Origin of the sequence: Serratia sp. AS12, from assembly GCF_000214195.1 — a bacterium.
Taxonomy (GTDB): Bacteria; Pseudomonadota; Gammaproteobacteria; order Enterobacterales; family Enterobacteriaceae; genus Serratia; species Serratia plymuthica.
On the sequence record NC_015566.1, the window covers coordinates 1,292,075 to 1,307,764 of the forward strand.

At 55.1% G+C, this 15,690-nt stretch carries 13 protein-coding genes and 6 tRNA genes; 1 reads left to right on the top strand and 18 read right to left on the bottom strand.

What is annotated here, in order from left to right; translation table 11 throughout:
- Nucleotides 1-59: 59 nt before the first annotated feature.
- The 10 genes from SERAS12_RS05975 to miaB form a co-directional block, all read right to left on the bottom strand.
- Nucleotides 60-785 carry an amino acid ABC transporter ATP-binding protein gene (locus SERAS12_RS05975; protein ID WP_006319906.1) on the bottom strand — a complete coding sequence of 242 codons (726 nt, stop codon included), beginning with the start codon at nucleotides 783-785 and terminating at the stop codon, nucleotides 60-62.
- Nucleotides 785-1,459, bottom strand: a complete 675-nt coding sequence (gltK, locus tag SERAS12_RS05980; RefSeq protein WP_013811879.1) for a glutamate/aspartate ABC transporter permease GltK — start codon at nucleotides 1,457-1,459, stop codon at nucleotides 785-787. Before gltK ends, SERAS12_RS05975 begins: the two co-directional genes overlap by 1 nt.
- Nucleotides 1,459-2,199: an amino acid ABC transporter permease gene (locus SERAS12_RS05985; RefSeq protein WP_013811880.1), complete on the bottom strand. Its 741-nt coding sequence runs from the start codon at nucleotides 2,197-2,199 to the stop codon at nucleotides 1,459-1,461. Before SERAS12_RS05985 ends, gltK begins: the two co-directional genes overlap by 1 nt.
- A 211-nt stretch (nucleotides 2,200-2,410) precedes the next feature.
- On the bottom strand, nucleotides 2,411-3,307 hold the full coding sequence (locus tag SERAS12_RS05990; protein ID WP_013811881.1) for an amino acid ABC transporter substrate-binding protein: 897 nt from the start codon (nucleotides 3,305-3,307) through the stop codon (nucleotides 2,411-2,413).
- Between the two features lie 385 nt (nucleotides 3,308-3,692).
- On the bottom strand, nucleotides 3,693-5,222 hold the full coding sequence (lnt, locus tag SERAS12_RS05995) for an apolipoprotein N-acyltransferase (protein ID WP_013811882.1): 1,530 nt from the start codon (nucleotides 5,220-5,222) through the stop codon (nucleotides 3,693-3,695).
- Between the two features lie 7 nt (nucleotides 5,223-5,229).
- Entirely contained in the window at nucleotides 5,230-6,108 is an 879-nt protein-coding gene (gene corC / locus SERAS12_RS06000) for a CNNM family magnesium/cobalt transport protein CorC (RefSeq protein WP_006319913.1), read from the bottom strand.
- An 83-nt stretch (nucleotides 6,109-6,191) separates the two neighbouring features.
- A complete protein-coding gene (ybeY, locus tag SERAS12_RS06005) occupies nucleotides 6,192-6,665 on the bottom strand; it encodes an rRNA maturation RNase YbeY (protein ID WP_004949634.1) in 474 nt (157 codons plus the stop codon).
- Entirely contained in the window at nucleotides 6,662-7,717 is a 1,056-nt protein-coding gene (locus SERAS12_RS06010) for a PhoH family protein (protein ID WP_004949638.1), read from the bottom strand. Before SERAS12_RS06010 ends, ybeY begins: the two co-directional genes overlap by 4 nt.
- Nucleotides 7,718-7,919: 202 nt before the next feature.
- Nucleotides 7,920-8,255, bottom strand: coding sequence for a zinc ribbon domain-containing protein YjdM (locus tag SERAS12_RS06015; RefSeq protein WP_013811883.1), 336 nt, complete (start codon nucleotides 8,253-8,255; stop codon nucleotides 7,920-7,922).
- A 130-nt stretch (nucleotides 8,256-8,385) separates the two neighbouring features.
- Nucleotides 8,386-9,810: a tRNA (N6-isopentenyl adenosine(37)-C2)-methylthiotransferase MiaB gene (gene miaB, locus SERAS12_RS06020; protein ID WP_013811884.1), complete on the bottom strand. Its 1,425-nt coding sequence runs from the start codon at nucleotides 9,808-9,810 to the stop codon at nucleotides 8,386-8,388.
- Between the two features lie 197 nt (nucleotides 9,811-10,007).
- On the opposite strand from miaB, the gene ubiF reads away from it, so the two are divergent.
- Nucleotides 10,008-11,189: a 3-demethoxyubiquinol 3-hydroxylase gene (ubiF, locus tag SERAS12_RS06025; protein ID WP_041416540.1), complete on the top strand. Its 1,182-nt coding sequence runs from the start codon at nucleotides 10,008-10,010 to the stop codon at nucleotides 11,187-11,189.
- 108 nt (nucleotides 11,190-11,297) lie between these two features.
- Here the strand turns inward: ubiF and SERAS12_RS06030 are convergent.
- The 8 genes from SERAS12_RS06030 to SERAS12_RS06065 all read right to left on the bottom strand — a co-directional run bounded on the left by SERAS12_RS06030 (nucleotide 11,298) and on the right by SERAS12_RS06065 (nucleotide 15,521).
- A tRNA-Gln gene (locus SERAS12_RS06030) sits at nucleotides 11,298-11,372 on the bottom strand.
- 19 nt (nucleotides 11,373-11,391) lie between these two features.
- Nucleotides 11,392-11,468: transfer RNA gene (locus SERAS12_RS06035), tRNA-Met, on the bottom strand.
- Nucleotides 11,469-11,506: 38 nt separating this feature from the next.
- A tRNA-Gln gene (locus tag SERAS12_RS06040) sits at nucleotides 11,507-11,581 on the bottom strand.
- Nucleotides 11,582-11,628: 47 nt separating this feature from the next.
- Nucleotides 11,629-11,703 (bottom strand) — tRNA-Gln (locus SERAS12_RS06045).
- Between the two features lie 29 nt (nucleotides 11,704-11,732).
- Nucleotides 11,733-11,817 (bottom strand) — tRNA-Leu (locus SERAS12_RS06050).
- An 8-nt stretch (nucleotides 11,818-11,825) separates the two neighbouring features.
- Nucleotides 11,826-11,902 (bottom strand) — tRNA-Met (locus SERAS12_RS06055).
- 220 nt (nucleotides 11,903-12,122) lie between these two features.
- Nucleotides 12,123-13,787 carry an asparagine synthase B gene (gene asnB, locus SERAS12_RS06060; RefSeq protein WP_013811886.1) on the bottom strand — a complete coding sequence of 555 codons (1,665 nt, stop codon included), beginning with the start codon at nucleotides 13,785-13,787 and terminating at the stop codon, nucleotides 12,123-12,125.
- Between the two features lie 288 nt (nucleotides 13,788-14,075).
- Nucleotides 14,076-15,521, bottom strand: a complete 1,446-nt coding sequence (locus SERAS12_RS06065; RefSeq protein ID WP_013811887.1) for a carbohydrate-binding protein — start codon at nucleotides 15,519-15,521, stop codon at nucleotides 14,076-14,078.
- Nucleotides 15,522-15,690 lie beyond the last annotated feature (169 nt).

Genomic DNA, 15,690 nt, shown 5'->3' on the forward strand with positions numbered 1-15,690 from the left:
CGATTTTAGTGCCGGGAAAGGGGGGATGCGCCCCGGGTGGGGCGCATAGTGTCAATGAATCAATGCAGGATCTTGGCCAGGAAGTCTTTTGCGCGTTCGGACTCCGGGTTGTTGAAGAAGTCGTCTTTGTTGCGGTCTTCGACAATTTTGCCTTCGTCCATAAAGATCACCCGGTGGGCCACCTTACGGGCAAAGCCCATTTCGTGGGTCACCACCATCATGGTCATGCCTTCTTGCGCCAGCTCGACCATGACGTCCAGCACTTCGTTGATCATTTCCGGATCAAGCGCGGAGGTCGGTTCATCGAACAGCATGGCGATCGGGTCCATGCACAGCGCGCGGGCGATAGCCACACGCTGCTGCTGGCCACCGGAAAGTTGCCCAGGGAACTTGTTGGCATGGGCAGTCAGGCCGACGCGCTCCAGCAACTTCAGGCCTTTCTCTCGGGAGGCGGCTTTATCGCGTTTGAGTACTTTTACCTGCGCCAGCGTCAGATTATCGATGATCGACAGATGCGGGAACAGCTCAAAGTGCTGGAATACCATGCCCACTTTGGAACGCAGCTGCGCCAGGTTGGTGCTCTTGTTGTTGACTGCGGTGCCGTTCACCAGGATATCGCCTTGCTGAATCGGCTCCAGACCGTTGACGGTTTTGATCAGGGTAGATTTGCCCGAGCCTGAAGGACCACAGACTACCACCACCTCGCCTTTTTTTACTTCTGTGGTGCAATCGGTCAGAACCTGAAAGTGACCGTACCACTTAGAAACATTTTTCAGGGATATCATCAAACAGTCCTTTTCTTCAAATAGCTTACCAGCGCCGAGGCGGCGATACTGATAACAAAATAAACAAAGCCGGCGAACAGGATCATTTCAACCTGTGTGCCGTCGCGCTCGCCGATGGTTGAGGCGGTACGGAAGAAGTCGGCCAGGCTCAGCACGTAGACCAGCGAAGTATCCTGGAACAGTACGATGCCCTGAGTCAGCAGCAGCGGAACCATGGCGCGGAACGCCTGCGGCAGGATCACCAGTTTCATCGACTGCCAGTGGGTCATGCCCAGCGCCAGCGCGGCGGAAGACTGGCCGCGGGAAATACTGATAATGCCTGCGCGGATAATTTCCGAGTAATAGGCCGCTTCAAACAGGGAAAAGGCTACCATAGCTGAGATCAGGCGAATATCGGTTTTCGGCGACAACCCCAGAACTTGTTGTAATAAGCTTGGAACCACCAGGTAGAACCACAGCAGCACCATCACCAGTGGCACGGAACGGAAAAGGTTGACGTAGAGTGTGGCAAACCAGCTGATAGGCTTGATGGGTGACAGTCGCATGACCGCCAAAATAGTGCCCCAGAGGATACCGAAAACGATGGCGGTCACGGTGATCTTCAGCGTGATGACCAACCCTTGCAGCAGGTAAGGGAAGCTTGGGACAATGGATGCCCAGTCAAATTCGTACATTATTTACTCCCCATATTGCCAGGCAACTGCACTTTCTTCTCTACCAGACGCATAAACAGCATGATCACGGCATTGATGCCGATATAGGCCAGCGTAATGGCGGTAAAGGATTCATAGGCATGTGCGGAGTAATCCAGCAGCTTACCGGCCTGAGCCGCCATATCCACCAGGCCAATGGTTGAAGCGATGGCGGAGTTTTTGACCAGGTTGAGCATTTCCGAGGTCATCGGCGGCACAATCACCCGGTAGGCGTTCGGTAACAGCACATAGCGATAGGTTTGCGGCAGCGTCAGGCCCATGGCCAGCCCGGCGGCGCGTTGGCCACGCGGCAGGGACTGAATCGCGGCGCGTACTTGCTCGCATACACGGGCGGCGGTAAACAGTCCGAGGCACAGCATGGAGGAGATAAAGAACTGGACGTTAGGATCGAGTTCGGTTTTGAACCACATGCCAAGATTGGCCGGCAGCAGCTCCGGCATCACCAGATACCAGGTAAAGAATTGTACAATCAGCGGTACATTACGGAACAGTTCGACGTAGCAGGTGCCGAGAGTGGAAAGAAAACGGTTTGGCACGGTACGTAAAATACCGAACAGCGAACCGACAAAGAAAGCGATAATCCATGCACAGACGGAGAGGGCTACCGTGACCTGGAAGCCGGACCAAATCCAGCCGAGGTAGGTGGTATTCCCAAACGGGGCCTGCTGCAGGAAGATACCCCAGTTCCAATCTATTGACATAACAAACTCCGTTAAGCGGGCGCAGAGCGCCTAAAGATTGATGACTATTCAGCGCCGATCGCATCGCGGCCAGTCAGGCTGGCTTATGTGGGCGGATATCGGTTGTGCGTTAGGGGGAAAATGAGGGAGGGGAACGGCCCCCCTCATTCCTGTCTGTCCCAGCCATCAACAGGGCTGGTTTGGCCTGATGGCCGCACCAGCTCTCTTTCTATTAGTTCAGTGCTTTATCGTTAGGCTCTTTGAACAGCTGCTTCATGTCGTCTGACAGGGCGAAGTTCATGTTGAGGTTCTTTGGTGGAATTGGCTGGTTGAACCATTTATCAAACCATTTTGCCGCTTCACCGGAGGTTTGGGCCTGAGCGATGGTGTCATCGACCAGTTTTTTGAACTCGGCGTCGTCTTTACGCAGCATACAGCCGTAAGCTTCTTTCGACTGCGGCGTGCCGAGAATTTCCCATTGATCCGGCTTCTTCGCTTTGGCACGTTCGCCCGCCAGCAGCGCGTCATCCATCATAAAGGCTACGGCGCGGCCGCTTTCCAGGGTACGGAATGAGTCACCGTGGTCTTTGGCGCTGATGATGCGCATGTTCATCTTGCCGCTGTCGTTCAGTTTGTTCAGCAGCACTTCTGACGTTGTGCCGGAGGTGACCACTACCGGTTTGCCGGCCAGGTCTTTGAAGTCTTTGACGTCAGAACCTTTTTTCACCAGCAAGCGGGTACCGACCACGAAGATGGTGTCGGAGAAGGCCGCCTGTTTTTGACGCTCAACGTTGTTGGTGGTTGAACCGCATTCAAAATCAAAGGTGCCGTTCTGCAGCAGCGGGATACGGTTCTGCGAGGTGATCGGCAGCATTTTTATCTGCAGATCGGGCATGTTCAGTTTTTTCTTAACAGCATCAACGATTTGGTTGGAGTAGTCCTGGGAGTAGCCCACAACTTTCTGCTGGTTGTCGTAGTAGGAGAACGGCACTGACGATTCGCGGTGGCCGACAACGATCACGCCGTTGTCTTTGATTTTCTTCAGCGTACCGGTCAGTTCTTCCGCATGGGCTACGTTACCCGCCATACCGATCAGCAGTAACGATAACGCCAATTTACGCATTTGCATGGTCCAGCTCCTTTGCTGTTGTCGTGGTTCTGACTCAAGAGCGTCAGGTTTAAAACGGGGGATCTCTTACTCAAGATATAAAGATAGTCTTGGAACAGATAACCGTTAGAAAATAGCCGATTGTGAACACAATGAAACTAAAATGTTTCATTTTTTGAGACGCCACGCGCACCAAATTAATGCAACAAAACCCTGATGCACCTTTCCGGTGCCAGTGGTGCTCTCAAGTTGTGCATAAGTGCGACAAAACGTCAGTAAAAGTAAATCGGTCTTAAATCACAAAGTAATTAAAGCAAGGAGTGTGCCAGAAGCGTTGATTTGATGGGTATTTGAGATGGGGACAGGAGCGCGGTGCGCAGTTCACTGAACTGCGCACCGCGTGAGATTACCTGCGACGCAGGCCGAGCATCAACGCCATGCCGCCAAGCAGCAGGGTGATGATCCACAGCGGTGTGGCGCCAAAACGGGCGTATGGCGTAATGCCGGTGGTCGGGGTGACTTTCACCTCGAGCACGCTGCGGGTGAACTGCGGGATCTCGGCAATCACCTCGCCGTTGGCGTCAACGGCGGCGGTTACGCCATTGTTGGTGCTGCGCAACAGCGGGCGCCCCAACTCCAGCGCACGCATGCGCGCCATCTGGAAGTGCTGCCAAGGGCCGATGGAATGGCCGAACCAGGCGTCATTGGAGAGGGTTAGCAGGAAATTGGTGTCCGGGCGGAAGTTATCGCGCACCTGCTGGCCGAGAACAATCTCATAACAGATCGCTGCCGTCAGGTTATAGCCCTTCACGCTCAGTTGTGGTTGAACGTAATCGCCGCGGCTGAAGGACGACATCGGCAGATCGAAGAACGGCGCCAGTGGCCGCAACAGCGTCTCCAGCGGCACAAACTCACCGAACGGCACCAGATGATGCTTGTTATAGCGGTCTTTAGCCGGGTAGACGTACGGTGTCTGTTCACCCAATACAATGGCGCTGTTATAGATTTGCTGGCCCTGTGGGGTAGCCCGCACATCGACAATGCCGGTGATCAGGCTGCTGTTTTTGGCGCGCATCAGGTCGTCCATCATGGTCAGGAAACCGTTCTGGCTGGCTTCGTAATCCGGGATGGCGGATTCCGGCCAGATGATGATCGGCGCCTTGCCCATGTAAGGACGGGTTTCATCCAGATAGGTTTGCAGCGTGCTGACCAGCGCTTTGGGATCCCACTTCATCGATTGGGCGATGTTGCCTTGCACCATGGCGACATTCACCGCTTTCTCCGGCTGCGGGGTAAACCACTGCAACTGACGCAGCGGCCAGGGCAAGAGCAGCAGCGCGACGGCAATGGCCGCTGCGGCAACGCGGCGTTGATTGATGGCATAGACCAGCAACCCGGCGATCGCCATCAGCATGAAGGTGATGGCATCAACCCCCAGCAGCGGTGCGACGCCTTTCAGCGGGCCGTTGAGCTGGGTGTAGCCGAACTGCAACCAGGGGAAACCGGTCAACACCCAGCCGCGCAGAAACTCGGTCACTTGCCACAACACCGGCGCGGCAATCGCCAGACGGTACCAACTGGTGGTTGGCCACAGACGCGCCAGCAACCCGGCGAACAGCCCGGTATACAACGCCAGGTAAGCGGCCAGCAGCGCGACCAGGAAAATATTGACGGCGAACGGCATGCCGCCGAAGTCGGCAATGCTGACGTAAACCCAGTTGACGCCGGCGCCAAACAGACCGAATCCCCAGCAGAAGCCGAGCAGGGCGGATTGTCTGGTGGTGCGGTTCAGGGTAACGGCCAGCAGGCCGAACAGGGAGGCAATGGCCGCAGGCCAAATATCGTAAGGGGAAAACGCCAGCGCGCCGCCGGCACCAGACAACAGCGCCAGCAGGGCGCGAACCCGCTGGCGTTCAAGGAAAGAGGCTTTAGCCATGTTTGATTTAGTCTTCCAGTTTCGGTTGCGGAGAGTCGTCCGGAATTTTTACATGAACCTGGATGATACGTCGACTGTCGGCCATCGCAACCTTAAACAGGTAACCTTCGATTTCAATGGTTTCCCCGCGCGCAGGCAGGTGCCCGAAGGCCTGCATCACCAGGCCGCCGATGGTGTCGACCTCGTCGTCGCTGAAGTGCGTATTAAAGGCCTCGTTGAAGTCTTCAATCGGTGCCAATGCCCGCACGGTATACATATGGCGGCTAAGCTGGCGGATATCCAGATCTTCCTCGTCGTCATATTCGTCTTCGATTTCGCCGACAATCAGTTCCAGAATGTCTTCGATGGTGACCAGGCCGGAAACGCCGCCGAATTCGTCAATGACAATCGCCATATGATAGCGCTGGGAGCGGAACTCCTTCAGCATCCGATCAACCCGCTTGCTTTCGGGCACCACCACCGCGGTGCGCAGCACCTTATCGATGCTGAACGGCTCAGACTCTGCGCGCATAAACGGCAGCAGATCCTTGGCCATCAGAATGCCTTCGATGTGATCTTTATCTTCGCTGATCACCGGGAAGCGCGAGTGGGCGGATTCAATAATCACGTCCAGGCACTCTTCCAGAGTCTGGTTACGCTTGAGCGTGACCATCTGGGAACGCGGGATCATGATATCGCGCACGCGCTGCTCGGCGATATCCATCACGCCTTCCAGCATGTCTCGGGTATCGGGATCGATCAGGTCGTTTTGCTCGGAATCACGGATCAGCTCTACCAGATCGCCACGGTTTTTCGGTTCGCCGTGGAACAGCTGGTTAAGGATGAGAGTAAAGAACCCCTTCTTGGGACTGGGGCTGTCATTGCTTTGTGAATGGTCGTCGCTCATGGCGTTTTAGTTAATATCACTCATGTAAGAGTTAGGGGCGTCAGCGACAGCCCCTTACAGGGGCTGCGGGGAATCAGCTGACGTCAGAGGGGGTCTTTTTCCGCCAGGTACGGGTCCGGATAGCCCAGGCCGTGCATGATTTCGGTTTCCAAAGACTCCATTTCTTCGGCTTCATCGTCTTCGATGTGGTCATACCCTAGCAGATGAAGGCTGCCATGGACAACCATATGCGCCCAGTGGGCCTCCAGCGCCTTGTCTTGCTCAACCGCTTCCTGTTCAACGACCTGACGGCAGATGATCAGATCGCCGAGCAGCGGCAGCTCGATACCCGGTGGGGCTTCGAACGGGAAGGACAGCACGTTGGTCGGTTTGTCCTTCCCGCGGTAGGTCAGGTTCAGTTCGTTGCTTTCGGCTTCGTCCACCAGGCGAATGGTGACCTCGGCCTCTTCCTGAAACTGCGGCAGCACGCCTTCCAGCCAACGCTGGAAGGTGGCTTCGTCCGGCAGGCCGTTGCTGTCTGCACAGGCAATCTGCAGATCCAAAATCACCTGGCTCATAGTGTCTCCTGCCCGGAGGCGATGATGGCCTCGTGCTTACGTTGTTCGGCAATCGCGTCTTTGCGTTTTTGTTCGGCGGCTTCCCAGGCTTCATAGGCGATAACCACGCGTGCTACCACCGGGTGGCGCACCACGTCTTCGCTATGGAAGAAGTTGAAGCTCAGTTCTTCGACATCCGACAGGACTTCTATCGCATGGCGAAGGCCGGATTTCTGGTTACGCGGCAGGTCAATCTGCGTCACGTCACCGGTAATCACCGCCTTCGAGTTGAAGCCGATGCGCGTCAGGAACATCTTCATCTGTTCGATGGTGGTGTTCTGGCTCTCATCGAGAATGATAAACGCATCGTTCAGGGTGCGGCCGCGCATGTATGCCAGCGGCGCAACCTCAATCACGTTGCGTTCGATCAACTTCTCCACGCGCTCAAAGCCCAGCATTTCGAACAGGGCGTCGTACAGTGGGCGCAGGTAAGGATCGACCTTCTGACTCAGATCCCCCGGCAGGAAGCCCAGTTTTTCACCGGCTTCAACCGCCGGGCGCGTCAGCAGAATGCGGCGAATCTCCTGGCGCTCCAGGGCGTCTACCGCAGCGGCGACGGCCAGATAGGTTTTCCCGGTACCCGCCGGCCCAATCCCGAAAGTGATGTCGTGATCGAGAATATTGGCGATGTACTGCGCCTGATTCGGCGTGCGCGGTTTCACCATGCCGCGCTTGGTTTTGATAGTCACCGCTTTGCCGTAATCCGGTACGCTGTCGGCTACCTGCTCAAGCACCCGGCTTTCTTTGATCGCCAGATGGATCTGTTCCGGGTCGATATCCGGGATCACGCCGCGAATGGGCGCGGTGTCCACGTACAGGTGGCGCAAGATATCGGCGGCGGCAACCACGCACGGGTTTTTGCCAACCAATTTAAAACGGTTGTCACGGCGGTTGATCTCGATCCCCAACCGGCGTTCGATCTGTTTGATATTGTCATCAAATGGGCCGCACAGGCTGAGCAATCGCTTATTGTCTGCCGGCTCTAACAAAATTTCTTGTGTTGCGACGTTCAAACTATTCCTCAAGGCTCACATCGGGCCTGGTTGATTTTCGGTACGCGCATTCAGGGCAAACCCTGACGTTTCTACCTTGAATTATTCATGGTGCGCCGCACTGGCGCAAGTTTACCCATGATCTATCTGTGCGCCGGCGGCGTAATTCAAGGGCCGGGAGAGGAAAAAACGCGGCAAAAACAGCCGCGTAATTGTGTGGGGATCAGTTCTTTTTCACGAATTCGGATTTCAGCTTCATCGGGCCAAAACCATCGATTTTACAGTCAATGTTGTGGTCGCCTTCCACCAGGCGAATGTTCTTCACCTTGGTACCAATTTTCAGCATCGAGGAACTGCCTTTGACCTTCAGATCTTTCACTACGGTCACGGCATCGCCGTCGGCCAGCAGGTTGCCGTTGGCGTCTTTGACAATCAAGGTATCGCTGTCCGCTGCAGGCGCGCTGTCGCTCCACTCATGGGCACATTCAGGGCAGATAAACATCGCATTGTCCTGATAGGTGTATTCGGAGTTGCACTTCGGGCAGTGTGGGAGTTGCATGCTATGTCGCCTCTTAATAATAAAAAACAAAAAAGAACATCACCGGACGCAAGCGCCCGGCGGAGAAATAATAAGGATAAACGTTAACGTGGCGACGGGCGCCACGGCTTACGGCAATGCCGAAACGGCGTCAGGGCTGGTAAGTGCCGACACCCAGCGCATTTTCTTTGCGGGTACGGGCGATCACCGACTGCGGGGATTCATGTACGCGCAGATCCATCTGCTGTTCGGTACGCACCACTGCGCCACGCAGTGTGTTGGTCATTACCTCGGTGATTTCCACATCAACGAATTGGCCGATCATATCCGGTGTGCCTTCAAAGTTCACCATACGGTTGCATTCGGTACGACCGGCCAGCTCCATCACGCTTTTGCGTGAGGTGCCTTCAACCAGAATACGCTGCACGGTACCGAGCATGCGGCGGCTGAACTGCATCACCTGCTGGTTGATGCGATCCTGCAGGATATACAGGCGCTGTTTCTTTTCGTCTTCGCTGACGTCGTCCACCATATCGGCCGCCGGGGTGCCCGGGCGTGACGAATAGATAAAACTGAAGCTGGCGTCGAAGTTAATTTCGGCGACAAGGTTCATGGTTTGTTCGAAGTCGGCCTGGGTTTCCCCCGGGAAGCCGATGATAAAGTCAGAGCTGAGTTGGATAGCCGGGCGCGCTTTGCGCAGCTTGCGAATGATCGCTTTGTATTCCAATGCGGTGTGTGCGCGTTTCATCATGGTCAGTATGCGATCTGAGCCGCTCTGTACCGGGAGATGCAGGAAGCTGACCAGTTCTGGCGTGTCTTGATACACCGCGATGATGTCGTCGGTGAATTCGATCGGATGGCTGGTGGTGAAACGGATACGGTCGATGCCGTCAATCGCTGCCACCAAACGCAGCAGTTCGGCAAACGAACAGATGCCGCCGTCGTAGGTGGCACCACGGTAGGCGTTGACGTTCTGGCCGAGCAGGTTCACTTCACGCACGCCCTGCGCCGCCAGTTGGGCGATCTCGAACAGCACGTCATCGCTTGGGCGACTCACTTCCTCGCCGCGGGTGTAAGGCACCACGCAGAAAGTACAGTATTTGTTGCAGCCTTCCATAATGGAGACAAAGGCGGTTGGGCCTTCGGCGCGCGGTTCCGGCAGGCGGTCGAACTTCTCGATCTCCGGGAAGCTGATGTCGACGATTGGGCTGCGGGTGCCGCGCACGTGGTTGATCATTTCCGGCAGGCGGTGCAAGGTCTGCGGGCCAAACACAACGTCGACGCAAGGTGCTCGGCTGCGAATGTGTTCGCCTTCCTGAGAAGCCACGCAGCCGCCAACGCCGATGATCAACGCCGGGTTCTTTTCTTTCAGCAGTTTCCAGCGCCCTAACATGGCGAAAACTTTTTCCTGCGCTTTTTCACGGATTGAGCAGGTATTCAGCAACAGTACATCCGCTTCTTCAGCGTTGTCGGTCCATTCGAAACCGTGTGTGCTTCCCAGTAAGTCTGCCATTTTTGATGAATCATATTCATTCATCTGGCAGCCCCAGGTTTTGATATGCAGTTTTTTGGTCATTGACTTGCCATTATTCAGTGCGGAGCGAAAGTTGCGATACGCGACATGCAGGGGGCGTATTGTAATCATTTGGCGCCGTTGTGACCAGCGCGGGGAAAACGGTATGCGACCTGATGCGCAATTAAAAATCCGGTACACTGATGCCAAACGCCGTGCCCGTTGGGATGGCGATAATTCACTAAGAAAACATGGCCAAAATGAACACATCTCAAAAAAGGTATGACGCCGTAGTGGTAGGCGGCGGGATGGTCGGCGCGGCGGCGGCGCTGGGATTGGCGCAGGCCGGTTGGTCGGTGGCGTTGCTGGAACATCAGCCGCCGCAGGCATTCGATGCCCAAAGCCCGCCGGATCTGCGTATTTCAGCCATTGGCTGCACTTCGGTAGGGTTGCTCAAGCAGCTTGGCGTCTGGCAAGCGGTGGCGGGTATGCGCGTGGCACCGTATCGCCGATTGGAAACCTGGGAATGGGCGTCTTCACGCGTGGCGTTTGACGCGGCTTCGCTGGGGCTGCCTGAACTGGGCTTTATGGTGGAAAATCGGATTTTGCAATTGGCGCTGTGGCAGCAAATGGAACAGTGCGACAATTTGACACTCTGTTGCCCCGCCAGGCTGCGTTCTCTGCAACGGGAAGGTCACCACTGGCAATTGGAGCTGGACTCTTCTGAGAGGCTGCAGGCGCGGTTGGTGGTGGGTGCCGACGGTGCGAATTCGCAGGTGCGTAATTTGGCGGCCATCGGTACCAGCGGTTGGCAATATCGCCAGTCCTGCATGTTGATCACCGTAGATACCGGCGCGCCGCAACAGGATGTGACCTGGCAGCAGTTTTTCCCTTCCGGGCCGCGCGCTTTCCTGCCGTTGTATGATCAATGGGCTTCTCTGGTGTGGTATGACAGCCCGCAACGCATCCGCCAGTTGCAAGCGATGCCGCCGGCGCAGCTTGAGAGGGAAATTGCCGAAGCATTTCCGGCGCGCCTGGGAGCGGTAAAAGTACATGCCGCCGGGGCCTTTCCGCTGGTGCGCCGCCACGCACAGCGCTATGTACTTCCGGGGTTGGCGTTGCTCGGTGATGCAGCACACACCATCAACCCGTTAGCGGGGCAGGGGGTGAACCTGGGCTATCGCGATGTGGAAGCGTTGCTGGCGGTACTGAGTGATGCCCGGGAGCAGGGTGAGGACTGGAGCAGTGAAGTGGTCCTGATGCGCTACCAGCGCCGTCGTCGTACCGATAACCTGCTGATGCAAAGCGGCATGGATCTGTTTTATACCGCGTTCAGCAATAATTTGGCACCGTTGAGCGTGGTGCGTAATGTTGCGCTGATGGCGGCCCAGCGGGCAGGCAAACTGAAGGAACATGCGCTGAAATACGCATTGGGGCTGTAGCCGAGGGGGTATTTTCTTGGTACGGGCGCAACAGGCTGCGCCCGCATTAACGAGATTTCAACGAACGCAGGATAGCAAAAAGCCCGCCGAAGCGGGCTTTTCTAAATGTGGCTGGGGTGCCAGGATTCGAACCTGGGTATGCTGGTATCAGAAACCAGAGCCTTACCGCTTGGCGACACCCCAATGGTATAACAGTAAAATATGGTGGCTACGACGGGATTTGAACCTGTGACCCCATCATTATGAGTGATGTGCTCTAACCAGCTGAGCTACGTAGCCATTTTTCGATATTTTACCTTAAAAGTCAACAGTGTTGATGGCTGGGGTACCTGGATTCGAACCAGGGAATGCTGGTATCAAAAACCAGTGCCTTACCGCTTGGCGATACCCCATCAACAAATTTTCAACCTCTTCTTACTGCATCAAACCATTTAAAAAATGGCTGGGGTACCTGGATTCGAACCAGGGAATGCTGGTATCAAAAACCAGTGCCTTACCGCTTGGCGATACCCCATCTAATGCCTGCAACTCGATGAAAAGAAATGGTGCGGGAGGCGAGACTTGAACTCGCACACCTTGCGGCGCTAGAACCTAAATCTAGTGCGTCTACCAATTTCGCCACTCCCGCAAAAAAGATGGTGGCTACGACGGGATTTGAACCTGTGACCCCATCATTATGAGTGATGTGCTCTAACCAGCTGAGCTACGTAGCCATCTTTTTTCGCGCAACCTTCATCGGCGTTGCGGGGCGCATTATGCGTATATGGCCGTTTTGCGTCAACAATTTTTTTCCCGAAAAAGCGACCGGATGCGTCGTTTGTTTGGGTTGTGAACAGTATGGCGATAAAATCATCAATTCAGGCAATTAATGGTTGAAAACATCAACAAAAAGGCGGGCCAGAAGGCCCGCCTTGGGTATAAAACTCACAGTGATTATTTATAGGCGGCCTGGTGAACGCCGACTGCACGACCAGAAGGATCGTCCATCTTTTTGAAGGATTCATCCCATTCGATGGCTTTCGCTGAAGAGCAAGCCACTGACGGGCCGCCAGGTACGCATTCGGCCGCGCTTGGCAGTGGGAACAGCTCTTCGAAGATTTCGCGATACAGGTAGCCTTCTTTTGAGCTCGGCGTGTTGTACGGGAAACGGAAACGTGCGGTTTCGAGCTGTTGATCGCTGATTTGCTTCGCTGCGACTTCTTTCAGCGTGTCGATCCAGCTGTAGCCCACGCCGTCGGAGAACTGTTCTTTCTGGCGCCAGGCTACGCTGGCCGGCAGATAGGATTCAAAACACTCGCGCAGGATGTGTTTTTCCATTTTGCCGTTACCGCACATTTTATCTTTCGGGTTGATGCGCATCGCCACGTCGAGGAATTTTTTATCCAGGAAGGGTACGCGGGCTTCCACGCCCCAGGCGGACATCGCCTTGTTGGCGCGTGCGCAGTCAAACATATGCAGCGCCAGCAGCTTACGCACGGTCTCGTCGTGGAACTCACGCGCATCCGGCGCCTTATGGAAGTACAGATAACCGCCGAATACTTCGTCCGCACCTTCGCCGGACAGCACCATCTTGATGCCCATCGCTTTGATTTTACGCGACATCAAGTACATTGGCGTGGAGGCGCGAATGGTGGTGACGTCGTAGGTTTCGATGTGATAAATCACGTCGCGGATGGCATCCAGGCCTTCCTGCACGGTGAAATGAATTTCATGGTGCACGGTGCCTAAATGGTTGGCCACTTCCTGCGCGGCGCGCAGATCCGGTGAACCTTCTAGGCCGACGGCGAAGGAGTGCAGTTGTGGCCACCAGGCTTCGCTGCGCTCTTGATCTTCCACACGACGTGCGGCGTATTTTTTGGTAATGGCGGAGATCACGGAAGAATCCAGGCCGCCAGACAGCAGTACGCCGTACGGCACGTCGGACATCAGGTGGCTTTTCACCGAATCTTCCAGCGCGTTGCGCAATGCGTTGGCATCGGTCACGTTGTCTTTGACATTGTCGTAGTCGAACCAGTCGCGCTGGTAATATTCGCGGATCTCACCGTCCTGGCTCCACAGATAGCTGCCCGCCGGGAATTCTTTGATGGTGCGGCAGACCGGCACCAGCGCTTTCATTTCGGAGGCGACATACAGGTTGCCGAATTCGTCATGACCCATGTAGAGCGGGATAATGCCCAAGTGATCGCGGCCAATCAGGTAAGCGTCCTTCTCTGAATCATAAAGGGCGAAGGCAAACATGCCCTGCAAATCGTCGAGGAAATCGATGCCTTTTTCCTGATACAGCGCCAGGATCACTTCACAGTCGGAAGCGGTCTGGAACTCGTAGCGCTCGCCCAGTTCTTGACGCAGTGACTGGTGGTTATAGATCTCACCGTTTACGGCCAAAACGTGGGTGTGCGCAGCGTTGTACAGCGGTTGGGCGCCATTGTTGACGTCGACAATCGACAGGCGCTCATGCACCAGAATGGCTTTATCGCTGGCGTAAACGCCGGACCAGTCCGGGCCGCGGTGGCGCATCAGACGAGACAGCTCCAGCGCTTTCTTACGCAGTTCAACGGGATCGGACTTCAGATCGAGCACACCGAAAATAGAACACATATAACGACTCTCCTAACGACTTTTTTAGACTGTGATGTTGATTTGCTGTTATGGGCGGCGCGGCCGGTTCATCAGTGATGACGCGGTTTTGCTGCGTTGTGTTTATGAAAATGCGTCAAAACCGGCAGGGGATGCAAGCGTTTTAGCGTTACGCAGAAAAATAGTTGTTTGGGGTATGTCGATTTTTAGCGGATGTTCAGTTTTTATCGTTTTTAATTAGAGAATGTTCATTTTTTTGGTGGATGAGTGAGTCGCCGGCCAATTTTACCGGCGACTCGTTGCCGACTATCAGGCGGTCAACTGCCACAGGGTGAAGGCGGCATCCGGCGTCCAACCGGGATTCGAGGTGTGTGCCTGGAGGCAGGCGTATTTTTTGCCTTTATAGGTCACTATATCGCCCGCCTTGTAGTTGTGGTTGCTCTGCCACTCGGTCACGCCCGGTTCAGGCGGTGTACCGCCGTCGGCGGTTTTCACCGCCAGCGCGCTGCTTGGCAGTGAGGTATTTCCCTGGTTGTCGGTTGCGGTGACAAAATAGCTGTATTGAGTGGATGGGGTCAGACCGCTGTCCTGCAGCGAAAGGCCGCCGGTCTGGCCGATGGCGTTGCCGTTGCGGTAAACGCTGTAACTGGCTATCGGCGCGGTGCCGGTTGCAGCGCGCCAGCTCAGTGTCAGCGAGGTAGCCGCCAGTTCTGAGGCTGTCAGCGCCGTGGGTGCATCAGGCTTTCCCGGCTGCGGCGGGGTGACGCCGCCCTGGATCAACGGCGCATAGCGCGTTTTGAATTCCCAGTTATAGGCAACGCCGGCGCTGCTTTTGCCGTTGTCCCAGTTGACTGACCAGGTCATCAGCCCCTTGATCGACAGCCCTTTGGCATCCAGACGTTTGAAAGCGTTGAACACCGCCTGCGGATTGATCACATAGCCGCTTCCTGCTGCGTCCACGTTACTTGGCAGGCCGATCACAAACTTGGCCGCCGGGATCTTGGTATAACCGCGAGTGCCGGTAACCAGGCTTTCGGTCAGGTAATAAAGAAACTCTTCTTTTTTGGCATCGTCAACCTGGGTGATCCAGGCATTGAGTTCGTCAACCCAAATACCATCGCCGCCCTGGTTATAAAACTGCGGCGCGATAAAGTCATAATAGCCTTCGAGCGCGGTAATATAATCCAGATAGCTGCCGTTGGTACGCAAATAAGGGAATTCCGGCGCCATGCTGATAATGAATTTTTTGCCTTGTGCAGCATAATAATCCTTAACTTTTTTCAGCGCGGCGGGCAATACGGTTTTATTATTGGCTGTGCCAATCGCTGCTTGTTCCAGGTCAATATCCAGGCCATCAAAGCCATAGGTTTCTACCAGACGAATAATTTCATCTTTCAGCTTATCTTCATCGCCGGTTTTCAACTCGATGTGCGCGTCTGCGCCGCCCAGTGAAATCAGCACCGCCCGGCCCTGACTGTTCAGCACGCCAACCTGGCGGCGGAACTCGGCGTCGGACAGGTTGTAAGGCTTGAAGGTAGGAATGCCTTCACCCTTCATAAAGGCGACCGCCACCACATTATATTCAGGCGGAATATCGGTCAGATCCATATTGACGAATTTGCCTTGCTTGTAACCATCGCTGGCGCCGGCGAGCCAGTTATGCCAAAAACCCATCAGGATTTTTTTACCGGTCAGGTCTGGCATTGCGGCAGCAGCGTCTGCGGCTTGTACGTTGATAATGTTATTCGTGCTCATTGTGGCCTCGTTATCTTTTTGAGTAAGGGTATTTTCACTCGCCGGCAATTCAGTGATTGGCGGGGTGTAAATACATAGTGCGGATTTTTAACGAGGGCAGGCTGAAACCTTTTGCGCTCATGAATAAATTAAATTCACGCTGGCGAAGGTTTTATTATTGAGGTAATGG